15 protein-coding genes and 1 tRNA gene are annotated in these 15,324 nt (G+C 53.7%); 9 read left to right on the forward strand and 7 right to left on the reverse strand.

What is annotated here, in order from left to right; genetic code table 11:
- Nucleotides 1–23 precede the first annotated feature (23 nt).
- Together ACR0DH_RS06635 and ACR0DH_RS06640 are read right to left on the reverse strand one after the other, a co-directional pair.
- Nucleotides 24–515 (reverse strand): DUF2244 domain-containing protein, encoded by a 492-nt coding sequence (locus ACR0DH_RS06635; protein ID WP_480541130.1) that lies wholly within the window; start codon nt 513–515, stop codon nt 24–26.
- Nucleotides 516–558: 43 nt separating this feature from the next.
- The gene (locus ACR0DH_RS06640; protein ID WP_480547903.1) at nt 559–1,158 is read right to left on the reverse strand and encodes a DsbA family protein; all 600 of its coding nucleotides are present in this window, start codon (nt 1,156–1,158) and stop codon (nt 559–561) included.
- A 224-nt stretch (nt 1,159–1,382) separates the two neighbouring features.
- Between ACR0DH_RS06640 and ACR0DH_RS06645 the strand changes: the two genes are divergently transcribed.
- Nucleotides 1,383–2,534 (forward strand): S41 family peptidase, encoded by a 1,152-nt coding sequence (locus ACR0DH_RS06645; RefSeq protein ID WP_480547904.1) that lies wholly within the window; start codon nt 1,383–1,385, stop codon nt 2,532–2,534.
- Between the two features lie 121 nt (nt 2,535–2,655).
- On the opposite strand, the gene ctaD is transcribed toward ACR0DH_RS06645, so the two are convergent.
- Nucleotides 2,656–4,314 carry a cytochrome c oxidase subunit I gene (gene ctaD / locus ACR0DH_RS06650; RefSeq protein ID WP_170532655.1) on the reverse strand — a complete coding sequence of 553 codons (1,659 nt, stop codon included), beginning with the start codon at nt 4,312–4,314 and terminating at the stop codon, nt 2,656–2,658.
- A 189-nt stretch (nt 4,315–4,503) separates the two neighbouring features.
- Between ctaD and ACR0DH_RS06655 the strand changes: the two genes are divergently transcribed.
- Both ACR0DH_RS06655 and ACR0DH_RS06660 read left to right on the forward strand, forming a co-directional pair.
- Nucleotides 4,504–5,259, forward strand: coding sequence for a glutathione S-transferase family protein (locus tag ACR0DH_RS06655; RefSeq protein WP_480547905.1), 756 nt, complete (start codon nt 4,504–4,506; stop codon nt 5,257–5,259).
- 84 nt (nt 5,260–5,343) lie between these two features.
- Entirely contained in the window at nt 5,344–5,763 is a 420-nt protein-coding gene (locus tag ACR0DH_RS06660; RefSeq protein WP_480498693.1) for an HIT family protein, read from the forward strand.
- A 482-nt stretch (nt 5,764–6,245) separates the two neighbouring features.
- Here the strand turns inward: ACR0DH_RS06660 and lipB are convergent, their stop codons facing one another.
- Together lipB and ACR0DH_RS06670 are read right to left on the reverse strand one after the other, a co-directional pair.
- Nucleotides 6,246–6,902 (reverse strand): lipoyl(octanoyl) transferase LipB, encoded by a 657-nt coding sequence (gene lipB, locus ACR0DH_RS06665; protein ID WP_480547906.1) that lies wholly within the window; start codon nt 6,900–6,902, stop codon nt 6,246–6,248.
- 39 nt (nt 6,903–6,941) lie between these two features.
- Nucleotides 6,942–7,601 carry a DsbA family oxidoreductase gene (locus ACR0DH_RS06670; RefSeq protein ID WP_480547907.1) on the reverse strand — a complete coding sequence of 220 codons (660 nt, stop codon included), beginning with the start codon at nt 7,599–7,601 and terminating at the stop codon, nt 6,942–6,944.
- A 141-nt stretch (nt 7,602–7,742) separates the two neighbouring features.
- Here ACR0DH_RS06670 and ACR0DH_RS06675 point away from each other — a divergent pair.
- Nucleotides 7,743–7,829: transfer RNA gene (locus ACR0DH_RS06675), tRNA-Leu, on the forward strand.
- A 181-nt stretch (nt 7,830–8,010) separates the two neighbouring features.
- Nucleotides 8,011–8,985: a tyrosine-type recombinase/integrase gene (locus ACR0DH_RS06680; protein ID WP_480547908.1), complete on the forward strand. Its 975-nt coding sequence runs from the start codon at nt 8,011–8,013 to the stop codon at nt 8,983–8,985.
- A gap of 435 nt (nt 8,986–9,420) precedes the next feature.
- Here ACR0DH_RS06680 and ACR0DH_RS06685 read toward each other — a convergent pair whose 3' ends face one another.
- Nucleotides 9,421–10,548, reverse strand: a complete 1,128-nt coding sequence (locus ACR0DH_RS06685; RefSeq protein ID WP_480547909.1) for a TIR domain-containing protein — start codon at nt 10,546–10,548, stop codon at nt 9,421–9,423.
- Nucleotides 10,549–12,024: 1,476 nt separating this feature from the next.
- Between ACR0DH_RS06685 and ACR0DH_RS06690 the strand changes: the two genes are divergently transcribed.
- From ACR0DH_RS06690 to ACR0DH_RS06705, 4 genes are all read left to right on the forward strand, one after another.
- A complete protein-coding gene (locus tag ACR0DH_RS06690; RefSeq protein WP_480547910.1) occupies nt 12,025–12,435 on the forward strand; it encodes a hypothetical protein in 411 nt (136 codons plus the stop codon).
- Nucleotides 12,436–12,487: 52 nt separating this feature from the next.
- The gene (locus tag ACR0DH_RS06695) at nt 12,488–12,961 is read left to right on the forward strand and encodes a hypothetical protein (protein WP_480547911.1); all 474 of its coding nucleotides are present in this window, start codon (nt 12,488–12,490) and stop codon (nt 12,959–12,961) included.
- A gap of 291 nt (nt 12,962–13,252) precedes the next feature.
- On the forward strand, nt 13,253–13,444 hold the full coding sequence (locus ACR0DH_RS06700; RefSeq protein WP_480547912.1) for a hypothetical protein: 192 nt from the start codon (nt 13,253–13,255) through the stop codon (nt 13,442–13,444).
- Nucleotides 13,445–13,708: 264 nt separating this feature from the next.
- Nucleotides 13,709–14,890 (forward strand): hypothetical protein, encoded by a 1,182-nt coding sequence (locus ACR0DH_RS06705; RefSeq protein WP_480547913.1) that lies wholly within the window; start codon nt 13,709–13,711, stop codon nt 14,888–14,890.
- A 55-nt stretch (nt 14,891–14,945) separates the two neighbouring features.
- Here the strand turns inward: ACR0DH_RS06705 and ACR0DH_RS06710 are convergent.
- A partial coding sequence (locus ACR0DH_RS06710) for an integrase core domain-containing protein (RefSeq protein ID WP_480547914.1) occupies nt 14,946–15,324 on the reverse strand: 379 nt, incomplete at its 5' end.

Consider the following 15,324-nt stretch of genomic DNA (forward strand, 5'->3'; position numbering starts at 1 on the left):
CATCCAACCAGATGTGAACTTAGCTACTGCGCGGCAGGACCGCGCAGTCGTTCCACCAGCTCATCATATAGGCTGATACGTTCCTCTTCAGACAGGAACGCGCCAATCTCTACCTCGCGCCCGTCACCGACAAGGGTGACGTAGTAAGGAACCGGTCCGCCTTTCCTGTGCATCTCTGGACGCGCCCAATAGCGGTTGCAGGACCATTCCTGCTGTTGCCTACCCGGTGTGCGATGGATCAGCTGGGCGCGGGTCCCATTCAGTGTGAGCACCTCAAACACGCTGCGTGCCTTGTAGTTCGTTTGGATTGCCAGCCACAGGCCCAGAACTGTCAGCAACAAGAAGGGCAGCAGACCCCAAAGTACGACCGATCCCAGCATCGCCAGGATCGGGATCAGCCCAAACAGAAATACCGAAAATATGACGATCATTGCCCCACGTGGTGGCAACGAATTGTGTGGCCACAAGCGTAGCTCTTGTTCCGTGTCCGAGGTTTGGGTCCATTGGTAGGGCATGGCTGAAACCTAGCGTATGAGCCTGCTGTGTCGATGGCAAAGTTTAGACGACATGTCCAACGCGAGCCCAGGACAAAGCGTCGTCCAACCTATCATCGCCCCAGAACACTTCATCGCGCACAACAAAGCTGGGTGCACCGAAAACGCCGAGTTTGGTCGCGCGTTCGGTTTCGGCCTCAAGCCCGGCAATACAATCTGCGTTGCGGGCACGCGCAAGTGTCAGGCGCGGATCCTGCTGACAACGCAACAAGGCTTCGGACAAGGCGGATTCGCTACCAGCTTCAACGCCCTCTTCAAACCAGATCCGGTAGAGGTTCTGAGTGAAATCCTGCCCCCAACCGTCCTGCATCCCCAGAAACGCGACCTGATTGGCAAGTCCCAGGTCCGAGATGGGGTAGGGTGCAGGCAGTTTTGCGTGGATGTGATACTTGGCGGCCCGACGCTCAATATCCCGCCACATATATGCGGTCTTTTGGGGTTTGCCTGCAAACGGCGTGTTCTGCTGCGCCATCATGACCGTGCGCACGTTAAAGGGGCGCCAATGCACGGTTGCATCGGTTTCGGCGCACCAGTCATCCAACCTCATGACGGTCAGAAAGCTGTAGGTGCTGCCGATCGAATACCAAAAGTCGATTTCAGGCATATGAACCCTCCGGGTTGCCGGAACAGTTGCCCGGACGAGAATAGCTTATTTTCGAGTGTTTGGCGAATTGAAGGGGCTGCGGAGTTTTTGGCAAGCGGTTCGGAGCGGGCGGGCTTTTTGTTTCAAAACGACCTGGCGTCGTGCTTCGTCGTATGGAAAGTGGACATCTCGGTGTGTCCCTATAGTCTCTGCTCATGTCTTTGTTGAGCGATCTAGATCACGTAGTGACGACGGTATTGTCGACCGATCCCAGTTTCAACAAGGTCAAGCCCAACGCGTTGGATCAGTGTATCGCTGACGCTCGACGGGATGCGCTTGCCGATGCAAAGGACGACTTTTTGATGTCCTTGATGCGCTTGCTCGCCCTTCCGGGGAATGGGCATACCCGGCTTGTTCCGAACAATGCAATCTCAGTGCTGCCCTTGCGGTTCGTTGCCATCGGTAGCCACGTGAACCTGGTGGGAAGTGCGCCAGGCCTTGGTGCCGTACCGGGTGCGCGGTTGATCGCTGTGAACGGTGTCTGCGTGAAAGACATCGAGGCGCGTGCTGTCGACTATTTGGCGGGAACACGTCAGCGTAAACGTGTAGTTGGCCCGATGCTATTCGCATGGCCGCACGCCTTGAAACGCTTGGGTGTTTGTAAAGAGGTCGGTTTGCTCGAATACGAACTCCGCACGGATACGGGGCAAACAACCTATCTGAGAATGCACGCCGAAGACACGGTTTCTGGATCAATCTGGTATCCAAGAAACGAACACGGAAAATCCGATGCGGCATGGGTCCCAACGGAGTTTCTGAACGTTCGGGATTTTCTCGAAGACGGGCTCTTGCTTGCGTTTCCTAGTTTCTTTGACCTGAGTGAAAAGAAGCTGCCTGATGCGATATTTTCGGCCGCCGAACACGTAAGGTCGTGTGCGAGCACACCTCTTCTTATTGATGTCCGAGGGAATACCGGCGGCGATTTTCTTAAAACGATGCCTCTTATCGATGCGATATCGGATGGTGCAGAAAATCGAAAGGTTGGATTGCTCGTCGACAAGTTTACGTTCTCTGCCGCGATTGTGTTCGTGGCGATTGTCAAACACCGTTTGGGAGCCAGATGCCAAATCATAGGTGAGGAAATGGGCGATGGGCTCACGTTCTTTGCTGAAGGCGGCCTGCTCGATCTGCCCGCGAGTGGGGCGCGTGTACGATACTCGACCGCATATCACGATTGGGCAACCGGTCGGATCGATGAAACGACACCCGCCGAAATCGCCGAGCAAATCGTCCCGGTTGGAACACTTAAGCTGGACAGATCCTGGGTCGCCGGGGCGCTGAACGCGGATCCAGCAGATGGGGCCTATCGCGACATCCTCAGAGGAATGAACAAGTGACCCCATGTGCGCTGCGTCAGCGAATGTGATGTCTCTTATGTGACCGCGGCATTTAGGCGCTTGCTGCACAAAGAAAAAACCCCGCCGGTTCGGGCGGGGTTTTCTGTGGTCTCTGACCGGATCAGTGCGCGTGGCCCTTATCCCAGTCTTCCTGCTTCGGCAGCTGCTCGAACGTATGTTCAGGCGGCGGTGTCGGCAGGGTCCATTCCAGCGTGTCTGCGTATTCGTTCCACGGGTTCGGACGTGTCTCTTTCGCGCCACGGAACAGGGCGTAGAACACGATGCCGAAGAACAGGATGAACGAGGCAAACGAGATGAACGCGCCAATCGACGAGACATAGTTCCACTGCGCGAACGCTTCGGGATAGTCGATATAGCGGCGCGGCATCCCCTGACGGCCCAGGAAGTGCTGCGGGAAGAAGGTCAGGTTGGCGCCGATAAAGAACAGCCAGAAATGAACCTTGCCCCAGAACTCCGAGTACTGACGACCCGTCATCTTCGAGAAGTAGAAATACACACCCGCGAAGATCGCAAAGACGGCACCCAAGCTCATCACATAGTGGAAGTGCGCCACAACGTAGTAGGTGTCGTGATAGGCACGGTCGATACCAGCCTGCGACAGAACCACACCGGTCACACCGCCAACGGTGAACAGGAACAGGAAGCCGAAGGCGAACAGCATTGGTGTCTTGAACTCGATGGAGCCGCCCCACATGGTCGCGATCCACGAGAAGACCTTAACACCGGTCGGTACCGCGATGACCATCGTGGCCAGCATGAAGTAAGCCTGCTGACGCAGTGACATGCCAACCGTGTACATGTGGTGTGCCCACACAACGAAGCCCAGAACACCGATTGCGATGATCGCCCAGACCATCGGCAGGTAGCCAAAGATCGGCTTGCGCGAGAAGGTCGCGATCACGTGGCTGATGATACCGAAGCCCGGCAGGATCACGATATACACTTCCGGGTGGCCGAAGAACCACAGGATGTGCTGATACAGGATCGGATCCCCGCCACCGGCAGGATCAAAGAAGGTGAAGCCAAAGTTGCGGTCCATCAGCAGCATGGTGATCGCGCCCGCCAGAACCGGCAGCGACAGAAGAATCAGCCACGAGGTGATGAAGATCGACCAGCTGAACAGCGGCACCTTGAACAGGGTCATGCCCGGGGCACGCATGTTCAGGAAGGTGGTGATCATGTTGATCGCGCCGAGGATCGAGGAGGCGCCCGATACGTGCACGGCGAAGATCGCCAAGTCCATGGACATGCCGCCTTCGGTCGTCGACAGCGGCGGATACAGAACCCAGCCCACGCCCGAGCCAAGCTGATCGTTACCGCCGGGGCTCAGCAGCGAAGCGATACCCAGCGAGGTACCAGCGACGTACAGCCAGAAGGACAGGTTGTTCATCCGCGGGAACGCCATATCCGGCGCGCCGATCTGCAAGGGCATGAAATAGTTGCCAAATCCACCAAAGAGGGCTGGGATGACAACGAAGAACATCATCAGAACACCGTGATATGTGATCATGACGTTCCACAGGTGTCCATTCGGGGTACACGGGTCGGCCATGAACCCTTCGAGGCACATGTACTGCACACCGGGGTGCATCAGTTCAAGCCGCATGTAAACGGTCATCGCCACCGAGATCAGACCGGCCAGAGCCGAGAAGATCAGGTAGAGAATCCCGATGTCTTTGTGGTTGGTCGACATGAACCAACGCACAAAGAAACTGCGCTGGTCTTCATGATCGTGACCATGAATGGCTGCGTCTGCCATTATAGGTGCCTCCTGTTGCAACTGCACCGCGCAGTCGGACCTCTCCAACGCGCGGGATTCCTGCTGGTTTTAGAATGCGAAGAGGGCGCCTTCAATGGTCGAGTTTGATATGGATCAAGATTAATTGTCGCGGGCAGCGGTTGCAGCACTTGGTCAAAGGGTACACATGTCTTTGCTGGAGGACTCTGAATGATGCTGAAATACGCGACGACCGAGCAGGCAAAAGCAGCGTCAGGGCTGCGTATGATCGTGGTTGGCGGCGTGCCCAGCCCCTGGAGCGAGGCAGCCAAAGGATTGCTACACGTCAAGAACGTACCCTGGATGCCCGTCTATTTGGATCAGCAGGACCGCGCACAGGCCGTTTGGGCCCAGACAGACAGCGCGCCGGTTGCATTTTGGGAAGACGAAAACCCGGTTTCAGACGCGGCCCAGATCGTTTCGCTGGTTCAGCGCATCGCGCCTGACCCGGATTTGGTTCCTGAGGCGGCAGCCTCTGAGATCATGGAGTTCATAAGCTTACTGGCGGCCCCCGGTGGGCTGGGCTGGCACAGGCGGTTGCAGCAGATCCATGCGGGGCTTGAGGGGCGGGATGGAGGATTTCACCCCAAAATCGCCGCCTATCTGGCGGCAAAATACGGGTATGACCCAGAGGCAGGCGCTTTGGCCGAAGGGCGTGCAAATGCAATCCTGAAAAACGTCAGCGCTCGGCTTGAAACCGGGGGAGATTTTCTGTTCTGCAATCGTCTGACCGCCGCAGATATCTACTGCGCAGCCTTTATGGCCCTGTTTTCACCCTTGCCAGATATACTCTGCGCCATGCGGCCCAGCACCCGAACTGTGTTCGCGCATGTCTCGGATGAATCGAGGGCAGTTTTGTCATCTGGTTTGTTGGCGCACCGGGACAGAATGTATCAGGACTGGTTGGCGACGCCCTTGTCGCTGTAGCACCCGTTTTTTTGCGGCTTGACCGCATCGATGGGGCCTCGCACAAACGCAGTTAGGAAACCAGCATCCAACCGGAGCCTGCATATGTCCAGCTATGACCCCGACAACATCTTCGCCAAGATCCTGCGCGGCGAAATCCCGTCGACCCGTGTTTACGAGGATGAAGACACGCTGGCCTTCATGGATATCATGCCGCGATCAGACGGCCATTTACTGGTCATCCCTAAAAGCCCGTGCCGCAACATGCTGGATGCTACGCCCGAACAACTATCTGCAGTGATGGCGACCGTGCAGAAGCTGTCCCACGCGGTGAAACAGGCGTTTGAGGCCGACGGGGTCACCATCCAGCAGTTCAACGAAGCAGCTGGTGGGCAGGAGGTATTTCACCTTCATTTCCATGTTCTGCCCAGGCACGAAGGTATTTCAATGCGCCCGCCGGGCAATATGGGGGATTTTGATCTGATTGCCGAGCATGCGGAAAAGATCAGGAAGGCGCTAAACTGAGTGAGACGATGGAAACGCGCTGTCTATGCCGGGTATGGCCCTGAGTTTGGTGAAACGCACAACTTTTGAGCACTCAAAGCCTTTGCAAACAATGCTCAGCCTGCCGCGACCAGCGATAGCGCTGTGATCTTGCAATAGGGATGATGTGGTTTTGAAGGGATGGTCCAGTCAGTCGAAAGCTTAGAAAGAGAATTGCCGTTCCGATTTGGGGTCGGAACGGCAGACTCGTAACCAAACACTGATCGGATTTCACAGGGCAAGCCCTGGATCACCGGTTTAACATACCACTCACTCTAGATTGGCTGTTCCATGCTACTCGTAAACATTGGCATTGTATTCACAGAAGTGAACGTTGGTTAAAATGAGAGTTAATATCGTTGCAAAATTATGCAAGACCTAGAAAATTGGGAAACAGAGCGATCTGAGTTCATGGGATTGTGTCTGCGAGCTATCAAATTGCGATTCGAATCACTTAAAAGAAACTATTTTGCTGGGCTTTCGAAAGCCTCGTAAAAGGTCTTTTGCAACGCAGCATCCACATCCGCCATGGTTACGGGCAAGCCTAGATCGACCAGTGAAGTGACCCCGTGTTCGGTGATGCCACAGGGTACGATTCCGGTGAAATGATCCAGTTCCGGTTCGACATTGATTGAGATACCGTGAAAGCTAACCCATTTGCGGAGGCGCAGTCCAATAGCTGCAATTTTATCCTCGGCAGGTTGGCCCGCCGAAGTCAGCGGCTTGTCATCTCGCTGGACCCAAACGCCAACCCGGCCGTCCCGAATTTCGCCTTGAACGTTGAATTCACCCAGCGCCGCGATCACCCAGGTTTCCAGCTGTTTCACAAACTGGCGCACATCGCGGCCGCGTGTGTTCAAGTTCAGCATTACATAAGCAACGCGCTGCCCCGGGCCGTGATAGGTATATTCCCCGCCACGCTTGCTTTCGTACACGGGGAAGCGGTCCGGGTCCTTTAGGTCCGAGATTTTGGCCGAGGTTCCGGCAGTATAAAGCGGGGGATGTTCCAGCAGCCAGACGCACTCCTCTGCATCGCCTGCCGCTATCGCGGCCACGCGCGCCTCCATGAAGGCAACGGCATCCTCATACCGGGTCAGACCATCAGTGACTTTCCATTCCATGCCGGCCTCCTATCGCGTATGCGGGGCAGGGGGAAGGGGCTAGGCCGCCTCGGCCAGGCAGCGCTGTAACACTTGCGCGTAGGTCTCGGTGCCTTGCGCCCCGGTCAGCAGGTATTTGCCCCCGAATACCATGGATGGAACACCCGAAATGCCACGATTGGTCCAGAACTGCTGTTTCTCGCGCACCGAAGCGGCATGGGTCCCAGATTCAAGCGCCGCAAGGGCATCATCGGGGTCGAGCCCCGCTGCAGAAACAGCCTCAATCAGAACAGCGGTATCTGAGACATCCTTTTGCTGGGTGAAATACACCTCGAACAAGGCCAGTTTCAACGGGTGTTGCCGCCCTTGTATTTCGGCCCAATCCAACAGCTGATGCGCTGCGAATGTATTAACAATGCGGCTTTTGTCATTGAAATTAAAAGTAAACCCAAGCTCCGACCCCAAAGCGGTCAACCTGTCGCGGGCTTGTTGGCTTTGCTCAGTCGTCGAGCCATATTTTTCCGCAATATGCGCGCGCAAGTTTTGACCTTCCGGAGGCATGGTCGGGTTCAATTCAAAAGGATGCCACCTGAGACGGGCCAAAACCTGTTGCTGTTGCAAAGCCAGATCGAGCTGCCGAAATCCGACAATGCACCAGGGGCAGACAACATCCGAGACGATATCCACCTGAAGTACGGGCCGTGGGTCAGAGGTGCTCATGATAAGGTCCAGTCAGTCTGTTTTTGTTTCACCTGAGCCAACAGATATGTCGGTCCAGATGGAATTTAAACCAACGCTGTTTTGTCTCTTCACATCGCCCCCATCTGCGTCTATACGCCCCTCTACCAAGTCACTGGCAGTGCGGTCGTGGCGGAATTGGTAGACGCGCAGCGTTGAGGTCGCTGTGGGGTAACTCCCGTGGAAGTTCGAGTCTTCTCGACCGCACCAGAACCAGCTTGATCGGTTGGTTTTCGGCCTTATAAATAAGGGCATTCAGTATTTTCCGAGTGTGTCGCATAACGCAAACAGCACACACGGACAGCACACAATGGCCTTTGAAATGACCATCAGATACGTAGACCAAATCAGCGACACCCAACGGCGTTTCCGCAGAAGGTGGCCCAAGAAAGTGCGCGAAATTCTTGGTGAGGACGCATACCAAAAGCACATCAAAGCGCGTGACGGGGCTGCTTTTCAGCGCGAGTACCAGTTTCACCTTAGGAATTTCAACTCGATTGTTGAGGACACCCTGAGACAACACCCTGAGGTCGACTCTCGGTCTGCCACTCAGAAGTTCATCGACGCCCAGCGTTTTGCGGAGCAATACATGGAAGGTGTTCAGGGCTTGGACCCCGACGATAGCTGGACCCGTGGTGTTGTGGGGCACAGTCTGGCAGCGCGTGGAGAGGACCCCGAGGTAGTAGCAGCCATCTTGAACCCCAATCGGGAAGCTCCGAAGCCCACTATTGCAGACATGCGGGACACCTATGCCAAGGACAAGGGGCTTGCTGATGATCGGAAGGAGATGGTCAGGATTGACCGCACGTTCAATCGACTGAGTGATGCACTAGGGAAACCTCTGGAAGATGTGACAATCGAGAGTATTGACCGTCAGACTGCGCGGGGCTTCATGGACTACCTGCTGGGTCTCAAAAAGCAGAACGGCCAACCTCTAGCGCTCAAGTCGTGCCAACGAGAGGTGATCATCGTTGCTGCCGCCTATAACCACGCCGTGCGGGAGCTTGAGATACCGTCCGAGCGCAGCCACTTCGAACGACTTCCTTGGCCTAAGGAACAGGTTAGCTCGCTGGACAAGAACGTCCCTTTGCCTGACAGCGTTGTCAATGCCGTGCAGACGACCCTAGAGGGCGGCAGGAGCAATGACCTCCCCGATCTATGGCGGGTGTTGAAAGGGACAGGAATGCGCCTTGGTGAAGCCTGTGGTCTGCGCGTTGATGATGTGGACCTGAAAGCGGAAACTCCGTCCATCCTTGTCACTCCGAACGAAATCAACGGCATCAAGAACAGCAACAGTGACAGGTACGTTCCGATAGCCTCAGAGAGACTCAGGGAGTCCCTCAGGGCGCGTGTAGAGGGGCGTTAAAGGCAACGAACCTCTGTTCCCCTCATATGGCCGTGACGGAGGCCCTACGGCAGCCTCTGCGGCTCTGATGAAAGCGGTGAGAAAGCACACTGACGACAGGCGCATGAAGGTCCACGGGCTGCGCCACAGGGCAAGCGATAAGCTGAGGGATGCAGGGGCACCTGTAGAGGTTCGTCATGGGTATCTAGGGCATTCCGCTCAATCGGTTGCTGAGAATACTTACGGTGGACGTGAGGCGCGGCTTAGAGAGTTCGCTAGGTGGGGCGTGAAGGCTGGCTTGTAGACCAAACACACCCTGACTAATCGAAGTCTCTAGGCCGCCTCTGTGCAACCCTTTTTTTGGCGACGTCCGCATACCGTGTTTGCCTTTTGTGCGTAAAACTAAAGATTTGCACTGAATGCGGACGCCTAAGGGATAATCTGCAATCGCCACTCTTATGAATTGACCAGACCTTCACGTTCAAGCACGCGACGCACTTCTTCGAAACAGGATGCGATATTCCCGGCTGAAAAGCGGATTTGTCCCAAGCCTTGAATGTTACTGAATTCTTCGCAGCTATCTTCGAGGACAACAATCGCCTTTGTAAACCCTAATCGACCTTGAAATAAACCTACCTCGTGGATGACATTCATCCGAGCTTGCACTTTGCCCTCAGATGTTTCGTCCTCTGCGGTCATGACGACCAGTGCGACCGATGCCGCGTCTAGCATCTCTGACAATCGGGATTGGTTGGTTATTCCAGCCACAGGCACCCTGTTGAATTCATCCCAAGTAAGGTGAAGGCGGTCTTGAACAAAGTCTTTTAGTTCGCGCCAAGCTTGTGAGCGTCCATGCCCAATGAACACATTGGTACCAACTCTGGCGTCATGATCCATTCGTTTGGCTTTTCTCTCAAGATGTGAGGCAGCTTTCTTGCAAATTTTGCTTGCTTCCGCGCAAACAAGAAAGGGTTGTCGGATAGAAGCACTGTCAGCCAACAAGATGACATGCGGAGGTACTTTGTTACCCTTACTAATTGCTGCCGTGTCGCGGGTTATGACTTGACCGCGCGGTTGCCATGCTTGGGCCAATTCTGATGCTGTGTAGGTGTTTAGGTCGTTTAAGTCGTCTAGAAGCTTTGAAAGAAAGGCATCGGAAGTATCGGAGTTTTCCGTCAAAAGTATCGAACTGATTTCGGCTTTCGCTTCGTTGAACGTTTCAGTAGCGGATGCCGATGCGTCTTCAACGTCGCTCAGGTCTGGGTCGCCCGCCTTTTTGCGTAATCTGTTCGTCAATTTTTCGGGGTCATATTGCTTCCAATGCTCTCTACTTCGGTTTGAGGACCCAATGGTTCTCATTAAGCCCCATTCCTGACTGAAATGGACCCCTGTAGGTGGGGGTTGCAAGTCTGTTGTGTACACATAAGCATGATATCCCATCCAAGACCCTGAAAATGCACGTTCAGCTTCCCTTGCAACCCTTTCGATCTCCAAAAGATCGTTTTCAGCGGTAACGAGTTCCTTGCAAGTTGACGCTGCCTCTAAACGGCTTGCAATCTCAAAAAGTTCATCGGGTGGGGTCATGTTGCTGCTCTTTTTCGTTTTTTAGGTCGATAGCCCAGAGCGTTTCTGTCTGGAAGTATTGCTACATTCGCTCGAATGATATTGCTCAATAGCAGTACTCAACTTCCTCTGCAGGCAGTAGACGATCTCACGTTTGCAGACAACTCCCGCTTTCCGCACTGGGTTTACAGAAAAAGCGGGCGCTTTTGTGTGAGAGCGCCGGGAAGATAACCCGCAAGGGGTGTTGGGTACTACCAATAGGGGGGCTGGTTTGGGTCACTAAAGGCTGACCCCTTTGCGCCCCGCCTACACTCACCCAAGCCTGGTACTAGGTGGTGCCAGAAAGAGCCGGGAGAGATGAACTCTCCTGTGGGCCAATTTTGACTATAAAAATAAGGGGTTTTCGGCCCCGTTCCCGTTAGACAAAAGTCTTAGTTCAGTCACTCCTTAAGGGGCACCATCAGGGGATACTCAAGGGTCGCATTCGCTCCGAAAGACCAATTGAGAATGGATGATAGCTTACCATCACTTCCGGCTGATACTTCATCACCATGTTCGCAAGAACAGGTAAGTCTGCACCTTAAGGTTAGCACCTGATAGGGCACCTGAATAATTCAGGCATGCCATCAGGGGCACCTTAGAGCCTCTCGGCTTTGGTTGGTTGATGAGAGTGATCGAACCTTAATCCACCATCGCAGACCCCTCAGGACACCCCACGACAAGCCGACAGAGAATCTTCAGGGGAAGCCCTTAGGGCTATCGTCAGGGTGAACCTGCAGGTGAGCTTAAAGGTTGGCCGAACAGGTGGCCCCAAAAAGTGCTGCTAAGTTGTTGGTGGGGTTGGGAAACTCTCTGGTCATCAATGGTCATTTCGAGCATCAGCGTTCCACAAAATTGGCGAAAAATTGTTAGTGCCAGAGATATAGCATAGTGCCGCGCGTACCCCCCGGTGCCCCCCATCGAACCACCTAACAGCACACGGACAGCACACCTAAGGTGACTTCATGTCACCATTTAGGGCAGCATCAAGCCGCCGGAGCGCAGAAAACAAGGGACATGCGGGGGATATACGATCCTTTTTCCATGGTCAGGCACCGCTTGAGGCGCAGACAGCGCACCGAACTGCCATGGTCTTTTTCCGCACAGGCTGAGCATCTGTGCAACGGGGCGTACAGACCAACGTACCTTAAGCAGACACCTAAGCCGCCACCTCAGTCACCCATCAGGTCCACGCAATATAACACCTTTTGGTATCATGTTTGTTGATTAGCCTGTAACCTTCCATCAGCCGTCATGAACTCAAGCCATCAAGTGTCGCGCAGGGGAATTTAGGCGCGCCATCCGGTTAATACGGCAGCTAAGCGGGACAAAACGAGCTTTCCCTGCAGTTGCACCGAAGTCTGCTGTTGTATTTACAGAGATCAACCGGGCTTGTCTTGTTTACAAGCATGGGTGCACGTGTAAGCGTTGAGGCATTCAAACGAAGCCGCCTTACCCATGCCTGACAAGAAGACCATCATTGAAAACCTGAATTGGACGACATCGCGAATCAGCGACCGTGTCTGGACAGTCTCCGTCGGTATTTTGGTGACTTGCATATCTTTTGTTATCGAAGGTACTGCGAGTGGCGGGGACGGCTTCTTGAGCCCTGCACGAATTGCAGGCCCGGCTTGCTTAGCAATCCTCTCGCTGGTCTGCGATTTGTTGCAGTATGTCGCAGCGGACTATCAAAACCGGGGCCTACTCAAAATTCTTGAAGAAAAGGACGAAGAAAGCGGCAGGTATCCGTACCCTTCAGCTTCAGGTACAATCAGGCGGCTGACATACAACCTAAAGATATTGTTTTGCGTCGCTTCTGCCATCTGGATTGGATTTGAGATGGCACGCGCAACCATCAATGTGATTTAGAGTCGTTATGAGCGATTGGGACGGACCACGACATACTGAGCCTGAGCGGAACATGGCTCCAGCCGCTTACGGTGGCGAACCCGAGCCTCCTAACAAAGGCCCTAGGAAGTATCGAGCGCTAGCAGTATTGCTAATTGTGATTGCTGGTGGCTACGGAGGAGCGAGGTTCTACTACCATGGAGACGGTGTTCACGACTTAGCGGGCGAAGCGGCACAACTCGGCGAGAGTCATTTAGGTGAAGACGAAATAAGTATTACTTTGGCGTTGATTGAAGAAGGCGGGCGGGAGAACCTTCAATTAGCCTTTGGGGCTTTGATGAGCCTTTCCCTTGACCAAGACACCGAAACAGATACCAGAATTTCCGCTTTAATCCTTATGGCGGAAATGCACGACCCAGCAACCTTCAATGCGGAAAGGTCTCCATTTCCTGTTCCAAACGCAGACGCAGCAAAAAGAATATACGCTCGCGCAGCCGACTTAGGTTCAGACGAAGCTCGAAAGCGAATGGAACGACTGGGCGAATAGTTATCTGCCTACCGCTACTTCTGAACCCGCAAATCCGCAGACACTAGCAGGTTTACGTTAGTCGGCGTGCCTACAGATGCCGAGCGGCGGACGATGCGGAAGTTGAAGGCGTAGCAGAACACCCAACCACAGACGCAGGGATGCGTCTCAAAGCTGCCCGAAAGGGGTCTCTCCACCTGCGGGAAACTCCCGAAAATGCTATAAAAATAAGGGGTTGACGGCGATTCCTTGAGGATTCATCTATGCGTTGCATCGCGGCGATGCAGCACTACCAAAAATAGGAATAGTAGAATGATCGTCTTTGACTTTTGCGTCGGCCCCTTTGACTTGCTTATCGAGCGTCACCAACTTTCAACGCCCCTTAAGGTGACCCGTGAGGGACCGGGTGAGACCTTCGTTGATGTTGGTCGCTACAGCCTGACCTTCACGAACCACAAGAAGTGGCTAGCAGGGCGTTCGACTGCCTCGGACACCCTCGGGTAACGGAAGGAGAAACTTAAGGTGCCCTTCAGTTGGGGGTGAAGGGTACCCTATGAACCACATACTAGATGCCAGAAGAAGAACGGTCTGGGAGATTAGAAACCTAGTAGATAAGATTTACCGCAAAACTGGCTCAGCGACCAGATATCTAGCGCTACACGCATCAAGTTCGTCACTTGTCCGTTACGTTGTGCGGTCTACTTTCAAGAAATTAATTGGTGGTCGGTTTTTGCGAGTTGCAAGTGATTTTTTTGGGAGGCGACGAAATTGAACAAGGAAGTTGGAAGTACTAACGAAGATAATACAGAGCAATCATCCTACGGAAGCGCTTCGTACATGACCGTTGGTGTCGTGGAGATAATTGGAGCGGCTAAAGCAGCTATCGGTTTCGTCGAAAAATACGGTGGGCTGGTTAAATTTATTTTGGGTTTTATCGGCTCCGATGATCGAAAGTGGTTGGAAGAAGCGCTCAAGACAATAAACTTCAAGTTGGATCAGATAATTGAGGGCTTGGCGGAACTTACAGAGCGTGTTGAGCAAATCAGGGCAGAAATACAGGAAACGCCACGTCGAACCCTTCACCTACTTATTCAGGTCCAGTTGCGCGGGCTGCTCGGAAGATTTGAGACGCTATCTGAAGGCGATGAAAAAATCTCTGGAGACAGACTACGCCTTCTTGATGATCTGAATGCAGATGCCTTTCGCTTGTCGCATGAGATCGCAGGTAGTCCGCGTGATATGGCGTTATTGGCTCCAACTGTCGCATTACTCGCCCCACTTGCCATTTCGACAAGCCGCCTACGAGAGGGAGGCTCTAAGGAGTTAAGGTTGGGCTTGTTGCGCCGCTTCATGGGGTTTGTGGAGATATCACTAGACGAGAAAGTCGAAGGCTCTCTTGCATGGGTTACAAACGAGCGATCAGAGCGAAAAACTGCTTTGGAAGGTTTGATCCAACATAGTTCCCGATCACTCATCAAGAAACAATGGTTTTACGATGACGGTGATAAGGTACATTACACTGTCAGGATAAACTTTAGCGGTGATCCAGAAAAAGGCTACAAAGCTTCAAGCGCAGTACTAGAAGATAGAGTTGTTGAACCTTGGACTCCACCCCCACCGCCAACCCCGACTTTTCAGCACAATATTGTTGAAGCGGAACCCGCGATAAACAAGAGCTCATTGATCGAACAGTGGTTAAGACCGAAAGTTCTTGATGTCGTGGCTTTCGCCAGTGCTCGCGAAGATCAGGGGCATAAAGAAACAGCCTCACGCAAAAGAGCTGAAAAAAGAATCCAAGATACCATTAGCAATGAGCTCAAGAAGCTCGAGAAGCTATCTGCCAGTTGGAGAGTGGCTAAGGCCGAATTGGATATCGCTGAAGGCGCGCTCAAGATTACAGTGCAGCTTCCAGAGCTGCTTAACAGGTTAGCGGAACGGGAAAACGGTTAGGCGCATTGGTCTTGATTTTCTTGATCAGCCCCACTTGAGTGGTCCAATTTGATTGTTAGTGCATGATCGGCCTTTGGTCCATCTGGACGATGGTTTCAGGCACCGGCGGCCGGTAGCCTAGAGCACTGTGTGGTCGTTTGGTGTTGTAGTGTTTCCTCCATTCCTCAATCAGGATTTGTGCTTCGCGCAGGCTGTAGAAGATTTCGCCGTTCAGGAACTCATCTCGGAACCGGGCATTGAAGCTTTCGCAGTATCCGTTTTCCCAAGGTGACCCTGGTTCGATGTAGGCGGTCTTCGCGCCAACGGCCTTGATCCAATCTTGGACGGCCTGAGCAACAAACTCCGGGCCATTGTCTGAGCGAATGAATGACGGGATGCCGCGCAGGATGAACAGATCACTCAAGACGTCGATGACATTGCCTGAGTTGAGCTTA

This window comes from Ruegeria sp. I1 (genome assembly GCF_056532675.1).

What these genes read in the sequence shown, in the direction of transcription:
- ACR0DH_RS06640 (WP_480547903.1), bottom strand. Translation starts at nt 1,158, where the DNA reads ATGCCTGAAATCGACTTTTGGTATTCGATCGGCAGCACCTACAGCTTT.
- ACR0DH_RS06690 (WP_480547910.1), top strand. Translation starts at nt 12,025, where the DNA reads ATGCCTGACAAGAAGACCATCATTGAAAACCTGAATTGGACGACATCG.
- ACR0DH_RS06700 (WP_480547912.1), top strand. Translation starts at nt 13,253, where the DNA reads ATGATCGTCTTTGACTTTTGCGTCGGCCCCTTTGACTTGCTTATCGAG.
- ACR0DH_RS06655 (WP_480547905.1), top strand. Translation starts at nt 4,504, where the DNA reads ATGATGCTGAAATACGCGACGACCGAGCAGGCAAAAGCAGCGTCAGGG.
- lipB (WP_480547906.1), bottom strand. Translation starts at nt 6,902, where the DNA reads ATGGAATGGAAAGTCACTGATGGTCTGACCCGGTATGAGGATGCCGTT.
- ACR0DH_RS06670 (WP_480547907.1), bottom strand. Translation starts at nt 7,601, where the DNA reads ATGAGCACCTCTGACCCACGGCCCGTACTTCAGGTGGATATCGTCTCG.
- ACR0DH_RS06695 (WP_480547911.1), top strand. Translation starts at nt 12,488, where the DNA reads ATGGCTCCAGCCGCTTACGGTGGCGAACCCGAGCCTCCTAACAAAGGC.
- ACR0DH_RS06660 (WP_480498693.1), top strand. Translation starts at nt 5,344, where the DNA reads ATGTCCAGCTATGACCCCGACAACATCTTCGCCAAGATCCTGCGCGGC.
- ACR0DH_RS06685 (WP_480547909.1), bottom strand. Translation starts at nt 10,548, where the DNA reads ATGACCCCACCCGATGAACTTTTTGAGATTGCAAGCCGTTTAGAGGCA.
- ACR0DH_RS06635 (WP_480541130.1), bottom strand. Translation starts at nt 515, where the DNA reads ATGCCCTACCAATGGACCCAAACCTCGGACACGGAACAAGAGCTACGC.
- ctaD (WP_170532655.1), bottom strand. Translation starts at nt 4,314, where the DNA reads ATGGCAGACGCAGCCATTCATGGTCACGATCATGAAGACCAGCGCAGT.